Origin of the sequence: Hafnia sp. CBA7124 (assembly GCF_002355555.1) — a bacterium.
In the GTDB taxonomy this organism is placed as follows: Bacteria; Pseudomonadota; Gammaproteobacteria; order Enterobacterales; family Enterobacteriaceae; genus Hafnia; species Hafnia alvei.
This window is the reverse complement of record NZ_AP017469.1, coordinates 2615859-2636978: the sequence shown is the minus strand read 5'-3', so window position 1 is coordinate 2636978 and position 21120 is coordinate 2615859. Positions and strand designations below refer to the sequence as shown.

Here is a 21120-nt window from a genome sequence, read left to right as displayed (position 1 = left end):
AGGCAGAACGCCTTGGCCATCGTCGGGAGTTGGTGATGTTTTGGCTTAATGGAACACCCGCAGGGGTTATTTCGCTCAGCGACCGTGGCTTGCACTATGGCGATGGTTGTTTCACCACGGCTCGTGCTGTTCATGGGCGAATCGATGATATTCATGCTCACTTTAGCCGGATGCAGTTTGCCTGTTCGCGGTTACTGATTGAACCGGTTGATTGGACGGCGTGGCTTACAGAATTCCGTCAAGCGGCGACTGAGACAGGGAATGGCGTGGTTAAAGCGATGATAACGCGTGGCAGTGGTGGGCGTGGCTATTCCATTTCCGGTGCTGAAAACCCGTGTCGTATATTTTCAAATAGCGCACTCCCAGCTCAGTATGCTCAGTGGCAGGAGGATGGCATCACGCTTGCCGTAAGCCCTATTCGCTTAGGCATCAACCCTTCTCTTGCTGGCATAAAACATCTTAACCGCCTAGAGCAGGTGCTGATTAAGGCAAAGCTTGAGCAGACGAACGCCCATGAGGCGCTGGTGCTTGACAGCAATGCAAGGCTAGTGGAATGCTGTGCGGCTAATTTATTCTGGCGTATTGGAATGCGAGTATTTACGCCAACGCTTGCCAACGCCGGCGTAGCTGGGCTAATGCGTCAGCGCATTATTCGTTTATTGGCCGAAAGCGAGTATGAATTAAGCATTGTTTCCGCACCTTTAGACGTGCTGCGAGACGCGGAAGAAGTTTTTATATGCAACTCTTTAATGCCGCTGTTGCCGGTGAATGAAGCGGGGGAGTATCGCTTCAACTCACGGCAATTGGCGGAATATTTATTACCACAGTGTTTACTTCCTGTGTATGAGTCATGATTTGGCGGTTGAATGAAGAAAAAACTGTTTGGACTTCTTGTTGTCTGCATTGTTGTTTTGTTAGTGGCGCTATTTTGGAGCTATCAACAAGTGCAGAAGTTTGCCCGAACGCCTTTGGCGATTACTCAAGAAACGCTGTTTAAACTGCCTGCGGGCACCGGACGCGTGGCGTTAGAAGGCCTGCTAGTAAGGGACAAGCTTATTGCGCATCCCCGTTATTTTCCGTGGCTACTGCAACTTGAGCCTGAATTGGCTAATTTTAAAGCGGGTACATATCGCATTACACCCGGAATGACCGTGCGTGAATTTCTTGAACTGCTTAAAAGCGGCAAAGAAGCACAGTTTACCGTGCGCTTCATTGAAGGAACGCGTTTTCAAGATTGGATGCAGGTCTTAGCGGCTTCGCCAAACCTGAAACATGCTTTGGCGAATAAAGATGAAAGCCAGATCGCCAAAGTCTTGGGCATACCTGAAGGTCGCCCAATCGAAGGCTGGCTTTATCCCGATACGTACCATTACACCGCGGGCAATAGCGATGAGATGATACTTAAGCGGGCGTATAATCGCATGAGCAAAGAAGTTGACGAAATATGGCAAGATCGCGAGAAAAATCTGCCTTATAAGACACCTGAAGATCTGGTGACCATGGCGTCAATCATTGAAAAAGAAACTGGCGTTGGTGAAGAGCGCGGCAAAGTGGCATCGGTTTTTATCAATCGCCTTCGTATTGGCATGCGTTTACAGACTGATCCTACGGTGATATATGGTCTCGGCAAAAACTATAACGGTAATTTGACGCGGCGCGACTTACAGCAGCCAACCGCATACAATACTTACGTAATCTCCGGTTTGCCGCCAACGCCGATTGCCATGCCGAGCCGAGCCTCGTTAGAGGCCGCAGCGCATCCGGATAAAACCTCTTATTTGTACTTTGTTGCAGATGGGAAAGGTGGACACGTATTTACCACTAATTTACAGAGCCATAATCAAGCCGTACGCAACTATTTGCAGGTGCTAAGGGAAAAGAATGAAAAGTAAGTTCATCGTGATTGAGGGTCTGGAAGGGGCCGGTAAGACGACTGCCCGCGATACCGTAGTAGATGAGCTTCGTCAGCAGGGTATTGAGGATATCGTTTTCACCCGTGAACCAGGTGGAACTCCGTTGGCTGAAAAGTTGCGTGATTTGGTTAAGCAAGGTGTTGAAAACGAAAAGCTGACTGACAAAGCCGAAGTGTTGATGCTTTACGCTGCCCGCGTTCAGTTGGTGGATAATGTGATCAAACCGGCGTTGGCTCGCGGAGCGTGGGTGGTTGGCGATCGCCACGATCTCTCTTCTCAGGCATACCAAGGTGGCGGAAGAGGGATTGACTCTCGCCTGATGCAGTCGCTACGCGATACGGTACTTGGTGACTTCAAACCTGACTTAACGCTATATCTAGATTTACCTCCGGCGATAGGTTTAGAGCGAGCGCGTAGCCGTGGGGCATTAGATCGTATTGAACAAGAATCGTTGGCCTTTTTCGAACGCACCAGAGCGCGCTATCTGACCTTAGCCGAACAGGATGACAGCATTATCACCGTTGATGCTGCGCAAACTTTACCTGAAGTGACGGCCTCTATTCGCACTGCGCTTCAGGCGTGGTTTAAGGATCAGGAGCAACACGCGTGAATTGGTATCCTTGGCTGACCGCACCTTACCGTCAACTGGTTGCTCAGCACCAGAGTGGGCGAGGGCACCATGCTTTGTTGGTGCACGCGATTGCGGGTTGCGGTGATGATTCGTTGATGTATGCATTAGGGCGTTGGCTAATGTGTCAGCGGCCAAACGGTGACAAAAGCTGTGGTGAGTGCCATAGCTGTCGCTTGATGTTGGCGGGTAACCATCCTGACTGGTACGACTTACAGCCGGAAAAAGGGAAAACGAGCCTCGGCATTGAGCCTGTTCGCCAGATTATCGAGCATCTTTATGGTCATGCTCAACAAGGGGGCGCTAAGGTTGTTCTGTTGCCGCGCGCTGAAACGCTGACGGAAGCGGCAGCTAATGCGTTGTTGAAAACGCTTGAAGAGCCACTAGAGAAGACCTATTTCCTATTGGGGACGCGTGAGCCGGCCAATTTGCTAGCCACATTGCGTAGCCGCTGTTTTTATATGCATCTTGCTGTGCCTGACGAATCATTAAGCTTACGTTGGCTTCAAAGCCAACAGCCGGGTGATGAGCTGGCTATGCGTACCGCATTACGCTTAAACGGCGGTGCGCCGGTGGCCGCCATGAGTTTGCTTGAGCCAAATAGCTGGAAACAGCGTCTTCAGCTGTGTCAGGGGTTGCAGCAAGCGATCCCTCAACGCCAGTGGATGCAGTTATTACCGCTGTTAAACCACGATAATGTGCATGATCGACTAACATGGTTATGTGCGTTGCTGCTTGATGCGATGAAGCTGCAACAAGGTGCCACGACGGCTATTGCCAACTTGGATCAACAGCCGTTGGTTTTTCAATTGGCGTCGACTCAGGCAACGACGATTTTGCAGCAACAGCTAGAACAATGGATTTTCTGCCGTCATCAGCTTCTCATTACCACCGGGCTCAATCGCGAGCTAATGCTCACTCGTCAGCTTTGCCTGTGGAGTGACTCCTTTCCTCCTAGCGCGTAACCATACCTTGGGGTGATATACGCGTTCCGTTATTAATATCAGGTCAAAATTTATGTACTTAGTTGACTCCCATTGCCATTTAGATGGTCTGGATTATGAAAATCTGCACAAAAGTGTCGATAGCGTTTTAGCTGATGCCAAGGCGCGCGATGTCGGTTTTGTTCTAGCGGTGGCGACGACGTTGCCGGGCTATCGCGCGATGCGTGAACAAATCGGACAGCGCGACAATGTAGCCTTTTCCTGTGGCGTCCATCCGCTGAATCTGGAGGGGGGCTATGACTATGACGAACTACGCCAGTTAGCGAACGTTCCAGAAGTGGTTGCGATGGGGGAAACTGGTCTCGATTATTTCTATCAGAAAGACAATATTCCCTTGCAGCAGGAGTCTTTTCGTCAGCATATTCGCATCGGTCGAGAGCTGCATAAACCTGTGATCGTGCATACCCGTGATGCGCGTCAGGATACGTTAGATATCTTGCGTGAAGAGCAGGTGAGCGAATGCGGCGGCGTGCTGCACTGCTTTACTGAAGATCAGGAAACAGCGCGTCAACTGCTCGATATGGGCTTCTATATTTCATTTTCTGGCATCGTGACTTTCCGCAATGCGGATGCGCTGCGTGAAGTTGCTCGCTATGTTCCTGTCGATCGTATGCTGGTGGAAACCGACTCGCCTTATCTTGCTCCCGTGCCTCACCGTGGTAAAGAGAACCAACCTGCCTATGTACGCGATGTTGCTGAGTATCTTGCGGTATTGAAGGGGATGACCCCTGATGACTTAGCTCAGCAAACGACAGACAATTTCAGCCGTTTATTTGGTGTGACATTGCCGATACATGGGTAATGGCTATTTATTTTATTGCTCGTAATTAATCGTTCAAGCAGGTATCTTGCTGTTCGAAAATGTTTACATGGCTGTTTTGTGAAACCATTTTGGTGATTTTTTTAACATTTTTTTGTCAAAAATGTTATTTGGATCTCTGTAATTATGGAAACGTGACAGCCATCAAACATATTGCAGGTTATTTATTTTACCCTGCGTAAAAATTAAAGGAGTGCTAAGACACTTCTAGGCGTTCAGGTTCTCTTCCTGTTCGCGGCGTGACTCTCGGGCATACGGGGGCAGGCTAATAAAAGAGCACTATTTATTCAGGAGCACTCTCAACTATGTTCAAAAACGCATTCGCAAACCTGCAGAAAGTGGGTAAGTCGCTAATGCTGCCAGTTTCCGTATTGCCCATCGCAGGTATTCTGCTGGGTGTCGGTTCTGCCAACTTTAGCTGGTTACCTGCGGTAGTTTCTCATGTGATGGCTGAAGCCGGTGGCTCAGTTTTCGCAAACATGCCGCTGATTTTTGCTATTGGTGTTGCACTCGGCTTTACTAACAATGACGGCGTATCTGCGCTGGCAGCGGTGGTCGCTTACGGCATTATGGTGAAAACCATGTCTGTTGTCGCGCCGTTGGTATTGCACATGCCTGCCGAAGAGATCGTCGCGAAGCACTTAGCCGATACTGGTGTGCTGGGTGGGATCATCGCGGGTTCTATTGCGGCCTATATGTTCAACCGTTTCTACCGCATTAAACTCCCTGAATATCTGGGTTTCTTTGCCGGTAAACGTTTTGTTCCGATCATTTCTGGTCTGGCTGCCATTTTCTTGGGCATTGTGCTGTCCTTTATTTGGCCTCCGGTCGGCACCGCAATTCAAACCTTCTCGCAGTGGGCGGCTTATCAAAACCCTGTTGTTGCCTTTGGCATCTACGGGTTGGTTGAGCGTTCTCTGGTACCATTTGGTTTGCATCATATTTGGAACGTACCTTTCCAAATGCAGATCGGTGAGTTCACCAATGCGGCAGGGCAGGTATTCCACGGTGACATCCCTCGCTATATGGCAGGCGATCCAACCGCAGGTAAACTGTCGGGTGGTTTCTTGTTTAAAATGTACGGTCTGCCAGCGGCAGCGATTGCTATTTGGCATTCTGCTAAACCTGAAAATCGTGCCAAAGTCGGTGGGATTATGATCTCTGCTGCGTTGACCTCGTTCTTGACGGGTATCACCGAGCCGATTGAATTCTCCTTCATGTTTGTAGCGCCAATTTTGTATGCGATTCACGCGATTCTGGCGGGTCTGGCTTTCCCAATTTGTATTCTGTTGGGCATGCGTGATGGGACAAGTTTCTCACATGGTCTGATCGACTTTATCGTTCTGAGCGGAAACAGCAGCAAAATCTGGCTGTTCCCGATTGTGGGGATCATCTACGGTCTGGTGTATTACACGATTTTCCGTGTGTTGATTACCAAACTGAACCTGAAAACGCCTGGCCGTGAGGATTCATCTTCCGAACAAAGCGCTCAGGGTAATGAGGGAATGTCTGCCGCGTTGGTCGCTGCCTTCGGTGGTAAAGACAACATCACAAACCTCGATGCGTGTATCACTCGTCTGCGCGTGAGCGTGGCCGATGTGGCTAAAGTGGATCAGGCGGGCCTGAAGAAACTGGGTGCTGCGGGTGTGGTCGTTGCGGGTTCTGGCGTTCAGGCTATCTTCGGGACAAAATCCGATAACCTGAAAACCGATATGGATGAGTACATCCGTAGTCACTAATCCTGCGCGATATCGTTAAGTGCACATTAAAAAGGAGGCCATTGGCCTCCTTTGTTGTCTCTGTAGCTATATCAGCAATACATCACATCGATATATTTTAATCGAGCAGGTGACCCATCTTTGCGGCTTTGGTCGACAGATAGCGTTCATTCTTAGGGTTACGACCCACGATTAGAGGTACGCGTTCGGTAATGTTGATACCTGCCTCAGTCAGAATTTCTACTTTCTTTGGATTGTTCGTCAGCAAACGTACTTGGTCTACGCCCAATAGCTTGAACATATCTGCGCAGAGGGTGAAATCTCGTTCGTCAGCGGCAAAGCCTAGCTGGTGGTTAGCTTCAACCGTATCCGCACCTTTATCTTGTAAGGCGTAAGCGCGAATTTTGTTGAGCAGGCCAATATTGCGACCTTCTTGACGGTGATAAAGCAAGATCCCTCGACCTTCTTCAGCGATGTGTTCAAGCGCCGCTTCTAGCTGAAAACCACAGTCGCAGCGTAGGCTGAATAGGGCATCGCCGGTTAAACACTCGGAGTGCACGCGTGAAAGCACGGGCGTTGAGCCAGACACATCACCATAAACTAATGCCAGATGGTCATGACCGGTGGCAATCTCTTCAAAGCCGACCATCAAAAAATCACCCCAAGGTGTCGGCAGTTTTGCTTCAGCCACTCGTTTAAGCTGCATGTTGATCTCCACAACTACATCTTTTAGATACTGTCCATAACGGACATCGGTTATTGTGCGCCGCCGATGCAGGTGAGTGCAGGCACAACCGAAGTAAATCCGGTAAAACCGAATCGTTAATAGGGGTCCTATTTTGCCACAAGTCGCGGCGATACAGCAGTTTTCGCTGTAGGACACGTATTATTTGTTTCAACCGGTCAATAAAACACCGCTCGGCAATTCCTGATAGGCTTCATTGATATGGTGTTGCTACACTGAATAATCAATAGAAAGAAAGGATTAATTGATGTTACAGATTGCAAAACGTACTACTTTGGGCCTGATTGTGCTGCTGGCGATGCCGGTGAGTGTTTGGCTTTGCGGCTGGAAATGGCAGCCTGATGGCTCAGACAATGTGCTCAAAGCCCTCTTTGCAATGACTGAAACAGTGACAGCGCCGTGGGGCATCCTTACGTGTTTGATCCTTGGCTGTTGGTTTTTATGGTGTTTACGCTTTCGGATCAAAGCAACGATAATCCTATTTATTATACTGATGGCAACGGTGTTGGTGGGGCAGACGATTAAATCGACGATAAAAGGCTGGGTGCAAGAACCGCGGCCTTTTGTTTTATGGCTCGAAAGCGAACATAGCGTTGATGCTCAGGCGTTTTATGCGCTCAAACGTGCAGAGCGCAGCACTCTTGTCACAGAACAATTGCTGCATGAAACACGAATTCCACAGTGGCTGAAAAGTCATTGGGCGTTTGAAACGGGTTTTGCTTTTCCTTCTGGGCACACAATGTTTGCTGCAACGTGGGCATTGCTCGCGTTTGGCCTGCTGTTGCCGCGCCGCCATTATGTTTCAACGGCGCTAATCACCCTCTGGGCAATAGGCGTGATGGGAAGCCGTCTGGTATTAGGAATGCACTGGCCCGTGGATTTAATTGTCGCCAGCGGGATAAGCTGGGCGCTTGTCACGCTTTCTTGCGTGCTGGTGCAGCGATGGTGCGGTTCTCTTGGCATCAGCGAGCCTGAATCTCAGGAAATCCGTGCGCGCACAGAAGAGTAAGGCAGAAGAACGCTTGAAGTTTTAGGCATTTGGCCCCATATGATCCTAATATTTATCTATTCTTCCGTGTGGTACTTGGGGATCTCATTGGAGAATGGCATGATGTTGTTAGGGTGAGCACGCTGTTAAAACAGGGTTTTAGTGCTACGTGGGGTTTCCCTACAATATAACTAAATGATAATTTAACCATTCGGGTGCTGTTTTCTTTGGCATAATTCATCCGGTTAACCTGATTTACAGGAAGAAATGTGAAATATCTGCTGATTTTTTTGGTCGTTTTAGCCATCTTTGTGCTTTCTGTCACATTGGGTGCGCATAACGATCAGGTTGTTGCGTTCAACTATTTAATTGCTCAGGGCGAATACCGCCTGTCGACGTTGCTTGCCACATTGTTTGCAGCCGGATTCATTTTGGGTTGGGTTATCTGCGGTCTGTTTTATGTCCGAGTGCGCTTGGGTTTAGTGCGCGCTGAACGGAAAATCCGTCGACTGGAACAGCAGGCTGTGCCGACTGAGCCAGAAAACCTCGCACCTTCTGCGACACCGAAGGAATAGAGACTATGTTAGAGCTGCTGTTTCTGCTTCTTCCCGTTGCTGCCGCCTATGGTTGGTATATGGGACGCAGAAGTGCTCAGCAGGATAAGCAACAGGAAGCGAGCCGTCTTTCACGTGAATATGTGGCCGGGGTGAACTTCCTGCTTTCTAACCAGCAGGACAAAGCGGTCGACCTGTTCCTTGATATGCTTAAAGAGGACAGTAATACGGTCGAAGCGCATCTTACGTTAGGCAACTTATTCCGCTCGCGTGGCGAAGTCGACCGCGCTATCCGTATCCATCAGTCTTTGATGGAGAGTGCTTCTCTGACTTTTGATCAGCGGCTGCTAGCCGTGCAGCAGCTTGGTCGTGACTATATGGCTGCCGGTTTGTACGATCGCGCTGAGGAAATGTTTAATCAGCTTATTGATGAACAGGATTTTAAAGTCTCTGCGCTGCAACAGCTGTTGATTATCCATCAAGCGACCAGCGATTGGCAAAAAGCCATCGATGTTGCTGAGAAATTAGTGAAACTAGGTAAAGATCAGCAACGCACTGAAATTGCGCATTTCTACTGTGAACTGTCATTGCAGGCAATGGGCAGCGATGATTTAGACCGAGCTATGGCGCTGTTAAAAAAAGCGGCCTCTGCGGATAAAAATTGTGCTCGCGTGTCGGTGATGTTTGGCCGTATTTATATCGCAAAAAATGAGCCAGCAAAGGCAGTTGAGGCGTTGTCTCAGGTATTAGAGCAGGACAAAGAGCTGGTCAGCGAAGTCTTACCAATGATGCAAGAGTGTTACCAGCAGCTTAACCAGCCGGATCAATGGGTTTCATTTTTACGCCGTTGTGTAGAAGAGAATACCGGCGCAACCGCAGAGCTGATGCTGGCCGAAGTCTTGGAACAAAACGAAGGTATCGAGGTCGCTCAGGTATATGTGGGGCGCCAAATACAACGTCATCCAACGATGCGAACCTTCCATCGGTTGATGGATTACCATCTGGCAGAAGCCGAAGACGGTAGGGCGAAAGAAAGCTTGCAGCTACTGCGTGATATGGTGGGTGAGCAAATTCGCACTAAGCCTCGCTACCGTTGCATGAAATGCGGTTTTACCGCACACACCATGTATTGGCATTGCCCATCGTGTCGTGCGTGGTCAACTATTAAGCCGATTCGTGGGCTCGATGGTCAGTAATTCTTTTTCGTTCATATCTCTCTGCGCTAGGCACATTGTCTAACGCTGTGTACAATGCCCTCCCTGATAAAGGCCTTATTTCACTTACCGCCAGCTTCAGGGAGTCGCAATGTCCATTTCTACGCCATCTCAGGCAAACGCTATTACGTCACCGATCCTAGTCGCTCTCGATTATGCCGATAAAAATGCTGCTTTAGCGTTTGTCGATAATATCGATCCGCGTGACTGTCGCCTTAAAGTCGGCAAGGAAATGTTTACTCTGTTTGGCCCGCAGTTTGTGCGTGAATTACAGCAGCGTCAGTTTGAAATTTTCCTCGATTTGAAATTCCACGATATTCCAAATACGGCCGCTCATGCCGTTGCGGCAGCGGCAGAACTCGGGGTTTGGATGGTCAACGTGCATGCCAGCGGTGGAGCGCGCATGATGACTGCGGCCCGTGAGGCGCTGCTACCGTTTGGAAAAGATGCACCGCTGCTGATTGCAGTGACGGTGCTAACCAGCATGGAAGCGGAAGATCTGCGCGGTATTGGCATTGAATTATCACCAGCTGATTACGCAGAGCGCTTGGCACTGTTGACGAAAGAGTGTGGCCTAGACGGCGTAGTTTGCTCTGCGCATGAAGCAACTCGTTTGAAAGCGAGCTGCGGGCAGGCGTTTAAACTGGTCACGCCGGGCATTAGACCAGCAGGAAGTTCAACTGGCGATCAGCGTAGGATCATGACTCCGGTTGAAGCCGCTCAAGCAGGCGTGGATTATATGGTTATTGGTCGCCCGATCACCCAATCTCCAGAGCCCGCAGAAACGTTGCGCGAAATATTAAAATCTCTAGCTTAAGCAGGACAGACTCCAACCATGCAAGACAAGAACAGCAGACTGGTTTATTCAACGGAAACCGGGCGAATTGATGAAGAGAAGGCTGTTGTCGCGCGCCCAAAAGGCGACGGCATCGTGCGTATCCAGCGCCAGACCAGCGGTCGTAAAGGCAAAGGTGTTTGCCTGATTAGCGGTTTGGATCTTGACGATACAGCTTTGCAGACCCTAGCTGCTGAGCTGAAAAAGAAGTGCGGTTGCGGTGGTGCAGTGAAAGATGGCGTGATTGAAATTCAAGGTGACAAGAGGGATTTGCTGAAGCAACTACTTGAGGCCAAAGGTCACAAGGTAAAGTTAGCCGGTGGCTGATTAGCCGTTTTGTTCTTTGAATAAAAAATGGGCTGATATAAAAATCAGCCCACAGATAAATCATAGAAGTCGTATTATTTGCCAACCTGATGGCCGATGATCCCACCAACAGCGGCACCACCCACGGTACCTAACGCACTGCCATCGGTAAGAACAGCGCCACCTAAGGCCCCAGCACCAGCACCAATCGCGGTGTTACGGTCGCGTTTAGACCAGTTTGAACAAGCACTTAGAGAGGCAACCAGCGTCACTGCCAGTGCTGCCGCTGCAAAACGTTTCATTGTTGTATTCATCACTTACTCCTTTTAAGCTTCTGACGATTATATTTCCATATAAGTATAGGACATGCTTCGTGCAGAAAATTAGCTGTTGGTTATTGTTAATCCAGAATGTAATGCTTGGTATTGGCCGTATCAGTGAAATATAATTCTGCTGACTGCCGTGATATCTATGTGGATTAGTATATTTATTTGCTAAATTCAAAATAGGTAAATATTCTTATTTTGAATTATTCCTATGAACGAATAGTGCTATCGATGCGGTTGCGCATGCTCTCAATTCCTCTTATTTAGCCAATTCCCCAGTGATTTGTAGCCAGTTTTCCCATACCCGCGATGAGCCATGTTCTGGACAATAGGCTATCAACGTGGGGAGAGAAGCTATGCTCGAAGAACTGAAACAGCAGGTACTGGCCGCAAATTTGGCGCTGCCCAAATATGGGTTGGTCACATTTACTTGGGGAAACGTCAGCGGCATCGATCGTGCTACGGGGCTGATGGTGATTAAGCCTTCTGGTGTCGAATACGTAGGTATGAACGCTGAAGATATGGTGGTAGTCGATGTGGTCTCAGGCGCGGTGGTGGAGGGAAAGTGGAAGCCATCTTCGGATACTGAAACCCACCGTGGTCTGTATTTAGCTTTTCAGAATATTGGCGGAATTGTGCATACGCACTCACGCCATGCAACGATTTGGTCTCAGGCGGGGCGGGACATCCCTGCTTGGGGCACAACCCATGCTGATTACTATTACGGAAACATTCCCTGTACCCGGCTAATGACGCCTGAAGAGATTCAGCATAGCTATGAATGGGAAACAGGGCAGGTGATTGTTAAGACGTTTCAAGAGCGTCATATTGATGCTGAACAGATGCCTGCGGTTTTGGTGCATTCTCATGGGCCATTTGCTTGGGGCAAAGATCCCATTGATGCGGTGCATAACGCCGTTGTGCTTGAGGAGGTTGCCTATATGGGGATTTTCTCGCAGCAACTAAGCCCTCAGTTACCGGATATGCAGCAAACGTTGCTGGATAAACACTATTTACGTAAGCATGGCGAAAATGCCTATTACGGGCAGTAGCTATTTCTGATTTTCATCCCACATCCCCCTTCAAAATGAGCGCTTTGGCGCTCTTTTAATCTCCGATTCTTCGCGCTAATTAACTGATTTCATGACTGAATAATAACATTAATGAAATTGTTTTTACTCCTTCATCTGTTGCATTCCTGTTATTTCTTCTCATGGTGATTGTTCTGACGCTAATTAAAATTGCGATATAGATCACACAAGAAAGTTTTGTGCGCTGGCTCACATTGCAAGTTTATGTAAAGGGGCTGACAATGTTACCGATAACAATTACCGGTAACATCGACGTGGGGTTTGCATGCCAGCGTCAACAAAACACTAAATGTCTGGAGCCAGTCAATGAAAAACACACAAAAGCCCCATTACGTGTATGTGGTTATGGGCGTATCGGGCAGCGGCAAATCGGCCGTTGCGAGTGCGGTGTCCCAAAAATTATCGTGTGGCTTTTTAGATGGCGATTTTTTGCACCCACGCAGCAACATTAACAAAATGTCAGAAGGGCATGCGTTGAACGACGAAGATCGTGCTCCTTGGCTGAGTGCGTTGAACGATGCCGCATTTGCCATGCAACGCACCAACGATGTTTCAATCATCGTGTGCTCCGCACTGAAAAAACGCTACCGCGACCGTTTACGTGAAGGTAATGGAAATCTCTCTTTTGTGTATATGGATGGCGATTTTGATCTTATCGAATCCCGTATGAAAGCACGTAAAGGGCATTTCTTTAAACCTCAGATGTTGGTTTCCCAATTTGAGGCGCTGGAAGTGCCTGATTCAGACGAACAGGATGTTTGTGCCATTGATATTAATCAACCGCTCGACGCCGTCATTGCTGACACGTTGAAACACATCCAACAACGTTCTAATCAGGGATAATTCTGTGGATACCATGACTCTTGTCGGCACCGCTGTCGGCTCTGTACTGCTTCTCCTTTTTTTAGTGATGAAAGCGCGTTTGCATGCTTTTGTCGCGCTGATGCTGGTGTCGATTGGCGCAGGTATTTTTTCTGGCATGCCGCTGAGTAAAATTACTCAGGCCATGCAGGATGGTATGGGCGGCACACTGGGCTTCCTGACTATCGTGGTGGCTCTTGGTGCGATGTTTGGCAAAATCCTGCATGAGACAGGGGCGTTAGACCAGATTGCAGCCCATTTGCTGAAAAGCTTTGGTGAGAAACGCGCTCATTATGCGCTGGGTATTGCCGGTTTGGTGTGTGCGCTGCCGCTATTCTTTGACGTGGCGATTGTGCTGTTGATTGGTGTGGTTTTTGCCGTAGCACGTCGTACTAACGGCAATGTGGTAAAAATGGCGATCCCGCTGTTCGCCGGTGTTGCGAGCGCGGCTGCATTCTTGTTGCCAGGGCCGGTACCGATGTTGTTAGCTGCACAGATGAATGCAGATTTTGGCTGGATGATTGCGATTGGTCTGGTGGCGGCGATTCTGGGGATGCTGCTGGCGGGTCCTCTGTTTGGTAACTTCATCAGCAAACGTGTTAGCTGGCCAATGCCAGAAGAAGAAAATGCACCGGTATTAGATAAATCAAACATGCCTTCATTTGGCCTGAGCTTGGCGTTGGTGCTTTGCCCGCTGGTGTTGGTAGGGATGAAAACCATTGGTGCACGCTTCGTAACACCAAATACAAATTTATATGATTGGTTAGAGTTTATCGGTCATCCATTTACCGCGATCCTGATCGCCTGTCTGGTGGTTATCTACGGCTTGGCAAAACCACGCGGCATGAGCAAAGAGCAGATCATGTCTATTTGTTCTGCGGCGATTCAACCAGCGGGGATTATCCTGCTGATGACCGGTGCGGGCGGCGTATTTAAACAAATTCTCGTCGATTCAGGCGTTGGCCCTGCGCTGGGTGATGCATTGATTGGTGCCGGTTTACCGATTGCGGTTGCGTGTTTTGTATTGTCGGCCGCAGTGCGTGTGATCCAAGGTTCTGCAACCGTTGCATGCTTAACGACGGTAGGCTTGGTCTTACCGGTTACCACTCAGCTTGGTCTGAACGGTGGTCAACTCGCGGCGCTGGCTACCTGTATTGCAGGTGGTTCGATTGTATTGAGCCACGTGAACGATGCGGGCTTCTGGCTGTTCGGTAAATTTACCGGCGCTAACGAACTGCAAACGTTGAAAACGTGGACCGTAATGGAAACTATTCTGGGCACCGTGGGTGGCGTCGTCGGAATGATTGCATTCACGTTGTTCTAAGCGTGATGTGATGAAAAAGCCCACGGGAGTGATTCCGTGGGCTTTTTTTCATTTAATCAAAGAGCGTTTGCGCTACTGCGCAATATGGATCCGTCGTTTGATATCTTTAAGATAGGTGGTAATCGTGAATGTCATGATGACCAGCAGAGCCCATGAACTCCACTTTCCAACGTGTACCGCAGACCACGCTCCAAGCTGATTAGGGTATTTCCAAATACCAAAAAAGGTGCTGATATTCTCGGCGAGCCAGATAAAGAAGCCGATAAGGACAAAGGCCAACAGTAATGGCATTTTTCGTTCGCGATCGTAAGGGGTGAAAACCACTATGCTCCGCGCATAGATGCCGATAACAAAGGCGGTGATATACCAACGATAGTCACCAATATAGTGATGGGTAAAAAAGTTGATATATATCAGCAGGGCGACTGTGGTGCTGAGAAAATAAGGGGGATGATGGCGAATTTTGAGGTCGAATAGTCGCCATGATTGAATAATAAAACTGCCTACCGCGGCGTACATAAACCCGGCGAAAAGTGGTACGCCAAGCAGTTTTGTATAGGCAAAATCAGGATAGCTCCAAGATTGAATGCTGCCTGAGGTTTTAAACACTTCAAGAGCAAAGCCGACTACGTGAAAAAGGGTAATCGCTTTAAGTTCATCCCATGTTTCAAGATGATTCATCACCATCCATAGCTGAATTAAGATCGCGATGATGAATAAAAGGTCATAGCGGGCTATATGCAAAAAACCACCGCGAGGCACGCAGAAGACAGCGATAAAGAACAGGCCAACGAAGAGACAAGCACGCGCTTCTTTTATTCCAAAATAGAAGAATTCAATAATAAAGCGGCGTATTCCCGTAAGCTCTGGCGCATGATGAGCGCGCATGAGATGTTGATCGAACTGATAGAGTCGCGGCACGAACGTCCTGTCCAAAATTCATGGGTTAAGTTGCGGGAATATTAACCTGTGCAGATGAGCACGTCATGGTGTTTTGTATTTTGAACCATCGCGGCTACGCCGACATTTATTCTATCCTGACAGTGCTCATTCTAAATTCAACGAAAAATTAACAAAGTAGTGGCTGCTGAATGTGAGCTTCGGTATCCTGCTCTCCTCACTTAATTATGTGATTCAAATCACGCTTTCTTGCGCCTTGAGCGTCAGAAATTTTTCAGATATTAGAGGTAGCTATGTCTACATCAACGCCGTCAGCGGCACCATCACCCATTGCTCATCGACGCGGGGCAGAACTCGCGCTCGCTGTCGGTGGTTTTGGTATTGGTACCGGCGAGTTTGCCATTATGGGCTTGCTGCCGAATGTCGCAAAGGATTTGGCGATCTCTATTCCGCAGGCAGGGCACGTGATCAGTATTTATGCGCTGGGCGTGGTGATCGGAGCACCGGTGATTGCGACTTTGGCCGCGCGACTTTCTCGCCGCACATTACTGCTGCTTTTGATGGTGCTGTTTGCAGTTGGCAATATTGCGAGCGCATTGAGTTCTAGCTATGGAAATCTGATGGTGTTTCGCTTTATCAGTGGATTGCCTCACGGGGCTTATTTTGGTGTGGCATCGCTGGTGGCCGCATCGATGGCGGGTGTTGGGCAACGCGCGAAAGCGGTGGGACGGGTGATGCTAGGCCTGACGTTGGCTACTCTGTTAGGTTCACCTCTGGCAACGTGGATTGGTCAGCTGATGGGCTGGCGTGCAGCGTTTGTGATGGTGGGTGTGATTGGGGCGCTAACGGCGTTGCTCGTCATGTTATGGCTGCCAAAAGATAAGGTTGAGGAAGGCGCTAGCCCGCTGCGTGAGTTGGGTGCGCTCAAGCGCAAGCAGGTTTGGCTCACGCTCGGTATCGCCGCGGTGGGCTCTGGTGGCCTATTTGCTGTGTTTAGCTACATTGCACCCACGCTTATTCATCAAACTGGGATGTCACCGGCGAGTGTGCCTCTGGTGCTGATTGTGTTTGGCGTGGGTATGATTTTAGGGAATATCTTTGGCTCTCGTTTGGCAGACCGTTCCTTGATGGGCACGATTGTTGGTGTATTAATTTGGAACGTGGTTATTCTTACGACGTTCTATTTGGTGGCGGATATTGCATGGGCCACCGTATTGGTCGTGTTGCTCACCGGCGGTAGTTTTGCTCTGGTTCCTGCCTTACAAACCCGCCTGATGGACGTTGCTGAAGATGCACAAACCTTGGCGGCGGCTTTAAATCATTCCGCTTTCAATATCGCAAATGCTTTGGGCGCTTGGCTCGGTGGTGTAAGCATTGCCGCAGGGTTTGGATGGTCGTCTACCGGTTGGGTTGGCGCAGGTTTAGCGGCTGGCGGGATATTGCTGTTCTTGTGGTCATACTACTCAGATCCGGATATCAAACCTAAAAAATCTCGTCGTAATAAAAGCATTCGCAGTATCGAACTTTAACATTATTTGATGTTCGCTCGACGCTAACTGAGTGGAATAGGGTGGCAAGTCTCTGATTTTGAGCCAGACTTAGATTATATCGTCCTGCCGCGACTTGGCAGAATCACGATCACACATTATGTTTATCGCAGTATCAATGGTGCTACGAGCTGAACAACACCAAGGAGTGCTGATGAAGATCCGAGAACTCGTTTATCTTTTTGATCCGCTTTGTGGCTGGTGCTACGGTGCTTCACCGAAAATTAGCCAACTGGTTAAGGATAGCGATTTTAACGTAACGTTTCGTCCCACTGGGCTTTTTGCCCGTGAAGGCGCACGTGATATGACGCCGGAGTTTGCCCAATATGCTTGGCAAAATGACATGCGTATTGAATCATCGACAGGGCAGGTATTTAGCGAGGCGTATCGAGAAAACGTATTACATCAGGGCGGCGTGTTTGATTCCTTTGCCTCGACGTTAGCGGTGATTGCTGCCAACACCCTTGAGCCAGAGCGCGCTGGTGATGTGCTTAAAACGTTGCAAAAAGCACGGTATGTTGACGGACTTGATAACACTAGCAGTAAAAGCGTGGTTGAGATTCTGGAGCGGGAAGGTTTTGAGAGCGAAGCATTAGCGGTGGCTCGCCCCACCGAAGAGCTGTTGCGTCATTACGAACATAGCCTGCGTGACACGCAAACATTGTTAGATAGACACAATATTAACGGAGTTCCTGCATTGATCGTCGTAGGAGAGCAGGGCCAGCGGCTAATACCGGCAGCAAAACTCTTCGCACCCTACGCGGAGTTAAAAGCGGAGCTGCTGCGTTACGAAGGTTTCTAAAAGATATGCTGTCCTGTAAGGCAGTTGCAACGATGCCTTACAGGACAATTGGCGGAATTTATTGAGCGGGCGTTTGGCGTTTTTTGCGTACTACTACCACGATCGTACCCACCAATCCACTCACTAGCAGCACAATCGGTAAAATCATTAAGCAGGTCATCACCTGATCTTCATGGCGCTTAACAAACGGAATATAGCTGATGGCTAATCCCACGCCGGTGACAGAACAAACCCACAACAGCGCACTGAGCCAGTTGAACACTTGGAATCGCGCATTTTTCAAGCCAGAAATACCTGCAATGGTAGGCAAAATGGTACGCACAAATGCTAAAAATCGGCCCACGAGTAGAGCGACTAATCCGTGCTTATGGAACATATGGTAAGCACGCTGGTGATAATGCGCGGGAAGTTGTACAAGCCATCCCTGAACCAGTTTAGTATCGCCAAGCCAACGGCCTTGGATATAACTCATCCAACATCCGAGACTCGATGCGATGACTAACACACTTAGGGTGGGGAAAAAGGGTAGTACACCTTTGGCAATTAACGCACCAGCCAGTAACAGCAGGCTATCACCCGGTAAAAATGCGGCAGGAAGAAGCCCATTTTCCAGTAGCAGCGTAGTGAACAAAATACCGTAAATTGCCCAAATCATTTTGGGATCGCTTAGCACACTGAAATCTTGTTCCCACAGTGCGTGTAGGATCTCTTTGATTACTTCCATTACTCTACCTTAATAACTGCGTATGCTATCCGCTCTAAAACGCTCAGCCCAAGTCTATTCATTGTAAGCTAAATGGCATGAAGTTTCGGAGATACCGCACATCAATTTATCGCTTATTGATGTTCATACTGACAAAGAGATTCTTTTTTAAATACCGCTTAGGAATGCTCAACCCCTAATGCAGGCGCATTTTACCATGTTTTTAGTATGACAAATGTAAATCTGTGGAAATAGGGTGTCGGGATGTGACTGCGATCGTGGTCGCAGATACAGCAAGGCACCCTGAAAGGGTGCCTTGGAATATGAACTGATTGAGAAATGGTCGATATTAGATTTCGACGTTTTTCATCATGCGACGCACTGGGTAAATAAGCAGCGTTAGTACAGCGGCGCAAATAACCAGTGCGATAGAGCAGCGCGCAAATAGGTCTGGCAGCATATCAAGCTGGTCAGCTTTAACCTGACCGCCGATCAAGCCCGCAGCAAGGTTACCCAGGGAGCTCGCACAGAACCATAGCCCCATCACCTGACCGCGCATCCGATCGGGAGCCAGTAATGTCATGGTCGCCAGCCCGATTGGGCTTAGGCAAAGTTCACCCAGCGTGAGTAGCAGAATACTTCCCACAAGCCAGAACGGCGATACAGATTGGCTGGTGGCCAATACATCCTGCGCGGCCAAAATCATGATGCCAAAACCTGCGGCGGCAAAAAGAATACCGATAACAAATTTCACCATACTGCTTGGTTGCATTTGGCGACGGCCCAGCGCAGGCCATAACCAGCTGAACAGCGGCGCAAGGATGATGATAAACAGGGCGTTCAGTGACTGGAACCATACCGTTGGGATTTCAAAATCACCAAACTGGCGTTGGGTATAATCATTGGCAAACAGGTTGAATGAGGTCGGCTTCTGCTCAAATGCGGACCAGAAGAAGGCCGCAGAAACCAGCAAAATAAAGCAGACCAGCAAACGAACGCGCTCTTCCGATGCTAATCCTGCAAAGGCGAACAGATACACAAAGTACAGCGTCACGGAAGCGGCGATGACGTATACCATCACGCTGGCAATTAAGACAGGGTTAATGGGAATGACATCGTTTGCCAGCAGGCCAATCAAAACGATGGCAATCACGGCTAAGACAGAAATCCAGCGACCAACGTTTTTGCGTTCAACAACGGCATGGTTCCAACTCGATCCCAAACCGACTTCACGATCGTAGCGGCGCATGGAAGGAACAGCGAAGAAGCGGAAAATCAGCAACGCAACCAGCATGCCTAGTCCACCAATACCGAAGCCCCAATGCCAGCCTTTTTCACCCACGAGCAAACCGGTTACCAGCGGCGCAATGAATGAACCGAGGTTAATCCCCATATAAAACAGTGAGAATCCGCCATCGCGGCGCGTGTCGCCGTCTTTATAAAGGGTGCCCACCATGACCGAAATACAGGTTTTAAATAGACCGGTTCCCAGAACGATAAGAAGCAGACCCACGAAGAATAGGGTATTGCCCCACAGCGCAGAAAGCGCGATGGCTAGATGGCCCAGCGCAATCAGAATCGAACCATACCAAACAGCGCGACGTTGACCTAACCAGTTGTCGGCTAACCAGCCACCCGGCAGCGCTGCCAGATACATACTACCGGCGAAAATACCGACGATAGCCGAGGCTTGCTCACGTGGGATGCCCATTCCGCCTTCATAAACACTGGCGGCCATAAACAGGATAAGCAGCGGGCGGATCCCGTAAAAGGAGAAGCGTTCCCACATCTCGGTAAAGAACAATGACCCGAGTGGATAGGGATGACCGAGGAAAGTACGGCCTTGCTGTGTTTTATCAGAGGATTGCATGTTGTATTCCCATTAACTATACGCAAAGAACGAGAGCGTATGATTGATAACTTAAAAACTTAATATTTAACTCATTGTATTTATAGTATTTATTAATGAACAGTTTGGCTTTTGCCATGTTATTCGAGTATTCATTAATAATACGGGATTTGGAAACTAACATAGATTTATAGGCGTGGTCATCTTTTTATCATCAAAATCGTTGTTTTGTGAACAGTTATTTGGATTTTTGTAACGAAAATGAGGTGTAAAGCAGGGTAAACATCGTTAATGGTACGGTTTTTCCGCTGTGAATCTCTATGGCACAGGGCTTTTGACGACAAATGGCTTTCTTGAGGTGTATGACTTTAAGAAGGGATGTTTTGCAAAAGCGCTATTTGAAATCCTCAAATAGCGCTTTTGGGTAGGGCAGATTAAGCGAGCGGTAAGGGGAGTAATTGCAGTATTAACGCAGGGCCTGATTACTGACGATAGAGTAACGTCCACTGCCTAGCAACATGATGATGATGCCACCCATGAAATACAGCATTTCATTTTCCAGTCCCCAAGCACCGACGTTGGTCAGGGTAAAGAACTTGCCGGTACCGACCATCAGGGTGGCGACCAGCAGGTTAACGGCGTAAATCAGGGCCGCAGGGCGGGTGAAAATGCCCAAAACCATCAGCACTGGCGTAACGATTTCGCCAATAAATACACCATAGGCGACAAACCCAGGTAAACCCTGTGCCTGTAGCATCTCAGAAATCCAGCCAACGCCGTGTTCGATTTTGGCAACGCCATGAAACAGCATCAATAGGCCAAAGGTGAGACGCAGCAATAGTTTTCCACCGTCTGGGTGATCGGTTAAACGTGTGAAAGCCTGATTCAGCGAGGTGAGCATACTTACATCCTTTGTAGAGGTGGTGCCAACGAGCACCGGAAAAGTAAAATTTCTTGGCTAAACTGTATGGTTATTATCCGGCACTCTGCCC

The 21120-nt window shown here is 48.8% G+C and carries 22 protein-coding genes; 16 read left to right on the top strand and 6 right to left on the bottom strand.

Features of this window, described 5'->3' with window-relative positions:
• Positions 1-35 precede the first annotated feature (35 nt).
• The 6 genes from pabC (at position 36) to ptsG (ending at position 6104) form a co-directional block, all read left to right on the top strand.
• Entirely contained in the window at positions 36-854 is an 819-nt protein-coding gene (pabC, locus tag CPY98_RS12320; RefSeq protein ID WP_096387910.1) for an aminodeoxychorismate lyase, read from the top strand.
• A gap of 12 nt (positions 855-866) precedes the next feature.
• A complete protein-coding gene (gene mltG, locus CPY98_RS12315) occupies positions 867-1892 on the top strand; it encodes an endolytic transglycosylase MltG (protein WP_043493697.1) in 1026 nt (341 codons plus the stop codon).
• Positions 1882-2523: a dTMP kinase gene (gene tmk / locus CPY98_RS12310; RefSeq protein ID WP_043493695.1), complete on the top strand. Its 642-nt coding sequence runs from the start codon at positions 1882-1884 to the stop codon at positions 2521-2523. The genes mltG and tmk overlap by 11 nt, the downstream gene beginning before the upstream one ends.
• Positions 2520-3506, top strand: a complete 987-nt coding sequence (holB, locus tag CPY98_RS12305; RefSeq protein ID WP_096387908.1) for a DNA polymerase III subunit delta' — start codon at positions 2520-2522, stop codon at positions 3504-3506. Before tmk ends, holB begins: the two co-directional genes overlap by 4 nt.
• A 52-nt stretch (positions 3507-3558) precedes the next feature.
• A complete protein-coding gene (locus tag CPY98_RS12300; protein ID WP_043493692.1) occupies positions 3559-4347 on the top strand; it encodes a metal-dependent hydrolase in 789 nt (262 codons plus the stop codon).
• Between the two features lie 323 nt (positions 4348-4670).
• A complete protein-coding gene (ptsG, locus tag CPY98_RS12295) occupies positions 4671-6104 on the top strand; it encodes a PTS glucose transporter subunit IIBC (RefSeq protein WP_096387907.1) in 1434 nt (477 codons plus the stop codon).
• 97 nt (positions 6105-6201) lie between these two features.
• Here ptsG and ribA read toward each other — a convergent pair whose 3' ends face one another.
• Positions 6202-6789, bottom strand: a complete 588-nt coding sequence (ribA, locus tag CPY98_RS12290) for a GTP cyclohydrolase II (protein WP_025797168.1) — start codon at positions 6787-6789, stop codon at positions 6202-6204.
• A gap of 286 nt (positions 6790-7075) precedes the next feature.
• Here ribA and pgpB point away from each other — a divergent pair, with 286 nt between their 5' ends.
• The 5 genes from pgpB (at position 7076) to yciH (ending at position 10746) form a co-directional block, all read left to right on the top strand.
• Positions 7076-7837: a phosphatidylglycerophosphatase B gene (pgpB, locus tag CPY98_RS12285; protein WP_096387905.1), complete on the top strand. Its 762-nt coding sequence runs from the start codon at positions 7076-7078 to the stop codon at positions 7835-7837.
• A 248-nt stretch (positions 7838-8085) separates the two neighbouring features.
• Positions 8086-8391, top strand: coding sequence for a LapA family protein (locus tag CPY98_RS12280; RefSeq protein WP_046359814.1), 306 nt, complete (start codon positions 8086-8088; stop codon positions 8389-8391).
• A 5-nt stretch (positions 8392-8396) separates the two neighbouring features.
• Complete coding sequence (lapB, locus tag CPY98_RS12275) at positions 8397-9566, top strand: lipopolysaccharide assembly protein LapB (protein WP_025797162.1); 1170 nt, start codon at positions 8397-8399, stop codon at positions 9564-9566.
• 109 nt (positions 9567-9675) lie between these two features.
• Positions 9676-10401 (top strand): orotidine-5'-phosphate decarboxylase, encoded by a 726-nt coding sequence (pyrF, locus tag CPY98_RS12270; RefSeq protein WP_096387903.1) that lies wholly within the window; start codon positions 9676-9678, stop codon positions 10399-10401.
• 18 nt (positions 10402-10419) lie between these two features.
• Positions 10420-10746: a stress response translation initiation inhibitor YciH gene (gene yciH / locus CPY98_RS12265; protein ID WP_025797160.1), complete on the top strand. Its 327-nt coding sequence runs from the start codon at positions 10420-10422 to the stop codon at positions 10744-10746.
• Positions 10747-10820: 74 nt separating this feature from the next.
• Here the strand turns inward: yciH and osmB are convergent, their stop codons facing one another.
• A complete protein-coding gene (osmB, locus tag CPY98_RS12260; protein WP_004092957.1) occupies positions 10821-11039 on the bottom strand; it encodes an osmotically-inducible lipoprotein OsmB in 219 nt (72 codons plus the stop codon).
• 368 nt (positions 11040-11407) lie between these two features.
• On the opposite strand from osmB, the gene araD reads away from it, so the two are divergent.
• From araD to gntU, 3 genes are all read left to right on the top strand, one after another.
• Positions 11408-12103 carry an L-ribulose-5-phosphate 4-epimerase gene (gene araD, locus CPY98_RS12255; RefSeq protein ID WP_096387900.1) on the top strand — a complete coding sequence of 232 codons (696 nt, stop codon included), beginning with the start codon at positions 11408-11410 and terminating at the stop codon, positions 12101-12103.
• A gap of 345 nt (positions 12104-12448) precedes the next feature.
• Positions 12449-12985, top strand: coding sequence for a gluconokinase (gene gntK, locus CPY98_RS12250; protein WP_025797156.1), 537 nt, complete (start codon positions 12449-12451; stop codon positions 12983-12985).
• 4 nt (positions 12986-12989) lie between these two features.
• Entirely contained in the window at positions 12990-14327 is a 1338-nt protein-coding gene (gene gntU, locus CPY98_RS12245) for a gluconate transporter (RefSeq protein ID WP_096387898.1), read from the top strand.
• 72 nt (positions 14328-14399) lie between these two features.
• Here the strand turns inward: gntU and CPY98_RS12240 are convergent, their stop codons facing one another.
• On the bottom strand, positions 14400-15215 hold the full coding sequence (locus CPY98_RS12240; RefSeq protein WP_043493866.1) for a DUF817 domain-containing protein: 816 nt from the start codon (positions 15213-15215) through the stop codon (positions 14400-14402).
• A 305-nt stretch (positions 15216-15520) separates the two neighbouring features.
• Here CPY98_RS12240 and CPY98_RS12235 point away from each other — a divergent pair, with 305 nt between their 5' ends.
• Both CPY98_RS12235 and CPY98_RS12230 read left to right on the top strand, forming a co-directional pair.
• Positions 15521-16756 (top strand): MFS transporter, encoded by a 1236-nt coding sequence (locus CPY98_RS12235; protein ID WP_025797150.1) that lies wholly within the window; start codon positions 15521-15523, stop codon positions 16754-16756.
• A gap of 172 nt (positions 16757-16928) precedes the next feature.
• The gene (locus CPY98_RS12230) at positions 16929-17576 is read left to right on the top strand and encodes a DsbA family protein (RefSeq protein WP_025797147.1); all 648 of its coding nucleotides are present in this window, start codon (positions 16929-16931) and stop codon (positions 17574-17576) included.
• A gap of 58 nt (positions 17577-17634) precedes the next feature.
• Here CPY98_RS12230 and CPY98_RS12225 read toward each other — a convergent pair whose 3' ends face one another.
• The 3 genes from CPY98_RS12225 to CPY98_RS12215 form a co-directional block, all read right to left on the bottom strand.
• Entirely contained in the window at positions 17635-18300 is a 666-nt protein-coding gene (locus CPY98_RS12225; protein ID WP_025797145.1) for a DedA family protein, read from the bottom strand.
• Between the two features lie 328 nt (positions 18301-18628).
• Positions 18629-20149 carry a peptide MFS transporter gene (locus CPY98_RS12220; RefSeq protein ID WP_025797143.1) on the bottom strand — a complete coding sequence of 507 codons (1521 nt, stop codon included), beginning with the start codon at positions 20147-20149 and terminating at the stop codon, positions 18629-18631.
• 445 nt (positions 20150-20594) lie between these two features.
• The gene (locus tag CPY98_RS12215; protein ID WP_096387896.1) at positions 20595-21029 is read right to left on the bottom strand and encodes a DoxX family protein; all 435 of its coding nucleotides are present in this window, start codon (positions 21027-21029) and stop codon (positions 20595-20597) included.
• Between the last annotated feature and the right edge of the window lie 91 nt (positions 21030-21120).

What these genes read in the sequence shown, in the direction of transcription:
- CPY98_RS12230 (WP_025797147.1), top strand. Translation starts at nt 16,929, where the DNA reads ATGAAGATCCGAGAACTCGTTTATCTTTTTGATCCGCTTTGTGGCTGG.
- CPY98_RS12240 (WP_043493866.1), bottom strand. Translation starts at nt 15,215, where the DNA reads ATGCGCGCTCATCATGCGCCAGAGCTTACGGGAATACGCCGCTTTATT.
- gntK (WP_025797156.1), top strand. Translation starts at nt 12,449, where the DNA reads ATGAAAAACACACAAAAGCCCCATTACGTGTATGTGGTTATGGGCGTA.
- ptsG (WP_096387907.1), top strand. Translation starts at nt 4,671, where the DNA reads ATGTTCAAAAACGCATTCGCAAACCTGCAGAAAGTGGGTAAGTCGCTA.
- CPY98_RS12215 (WP_096387896.1), bottom strand. Translation starts at nt 21,029, where the DNA reads ATGCTCACCTCGCTGAATCAGGCTTTCACACGTTTAACCGATCACCCA.
- pyrF (WP_096387903.1), top strand. Translation starts at nt 9,676, where the DNA reads ATGTCCATTTCTACGCCATCTCAGGCAAACGCTATTACGTCACCGATC.
- araD (WP_096387900.1), top strand. Translation starts at nt 11,408, where the DNA reads ATGCTCGAAGAACTGAAACAGCAGGTACTGGCCGCAAATTTGGCGCTG.
- CPY98_RS12220 (WP_025797143.1), bottom strand. Translation starts at nt 20,149, where the DNA reads ATGCAATCCTCTGATAAAACACAGCAAGGCCGTACTTTCCTCGGTCAT.
- yciH (WP_025797160.1), top strand. Translation starts at nt 10,420, where the DNA reads ATGCAAGACAAGAACAGCAGACTGGTTTATTCAACGGAAACCGGGCGA.
- pgpB (WP_096387905.1), top strand. Translation starts at nt 7,076, where the DNA reads ATGTTACAGATTGCAAAACGTACTACTTTGGGCCTGATTGTGCTGCTG.
- ribA (WP_025797168.1), bottom strand. Translation starts at nt 6,789, where the DNA reads ATGCAGCTTAAACGAGTGGCTGAAGCAAAACTGCCGACACCTTGGGGT.
- tmk (WP_043493695.1), top strand. Translation starts at nt 1,882, where the DNA reads ATGAAAAGTAAGTTCATCGTGATTGAGGGTCTGGAAGGGGCCGGTAAG.
- CPY98_RS12225 (WP_025797145.1), bottom strand. Translation starts at nt 18,300, where the DNA reads ATGGAAGTAATCAAAGAGATCCTACACGCACTGTGGGAACAAGATTTC.
- mltG (WP_043493697.1), top strand. Translation starts at nt 867, where the DNA reads ATGAAGAAAAAACTGTTTGGACTTCTTGTTGTCTGCATTGTTGTTTTG.
- CPY98_RS12235 (WP_025797150.1), top strand. Translation starts at nt 15,521, where the DNA reads ATGTCTACATCAACGCCGTCAGCGGCACCATCACCCATTGCTCATCGA.
- lapB (WP_025797162.1), top strand. Translation starts at nt 8,397, where the DNA reads ATGTTAGAGCTGCTGTTTCTGCTTCTTCCCGTTGCTGCCGCCTATGGT.
- osmB (WP_004092957.1), bottom strand. Translation starts at nt 11,039, where the DNA reads ATGAATACAACAATGAAACGTTTTGCAGCGGCAGCACTGGCAGTGACG.
- pabC (WP_096387910.1), top strand. Translation starts at nt 36, where the DNA reads ATGTTTTGGCTTAATGGAACACCCGCAGGGGTTATTTCGCTCAGCGAC.
- CPY98_RS12300 (WP_043493692.1), top strand. Translation starts at nt 3,559, where the DNA reads ATGTACTTAGTTGACTCCCATTGCCATTTAGATGGTCTGGATTATGAA.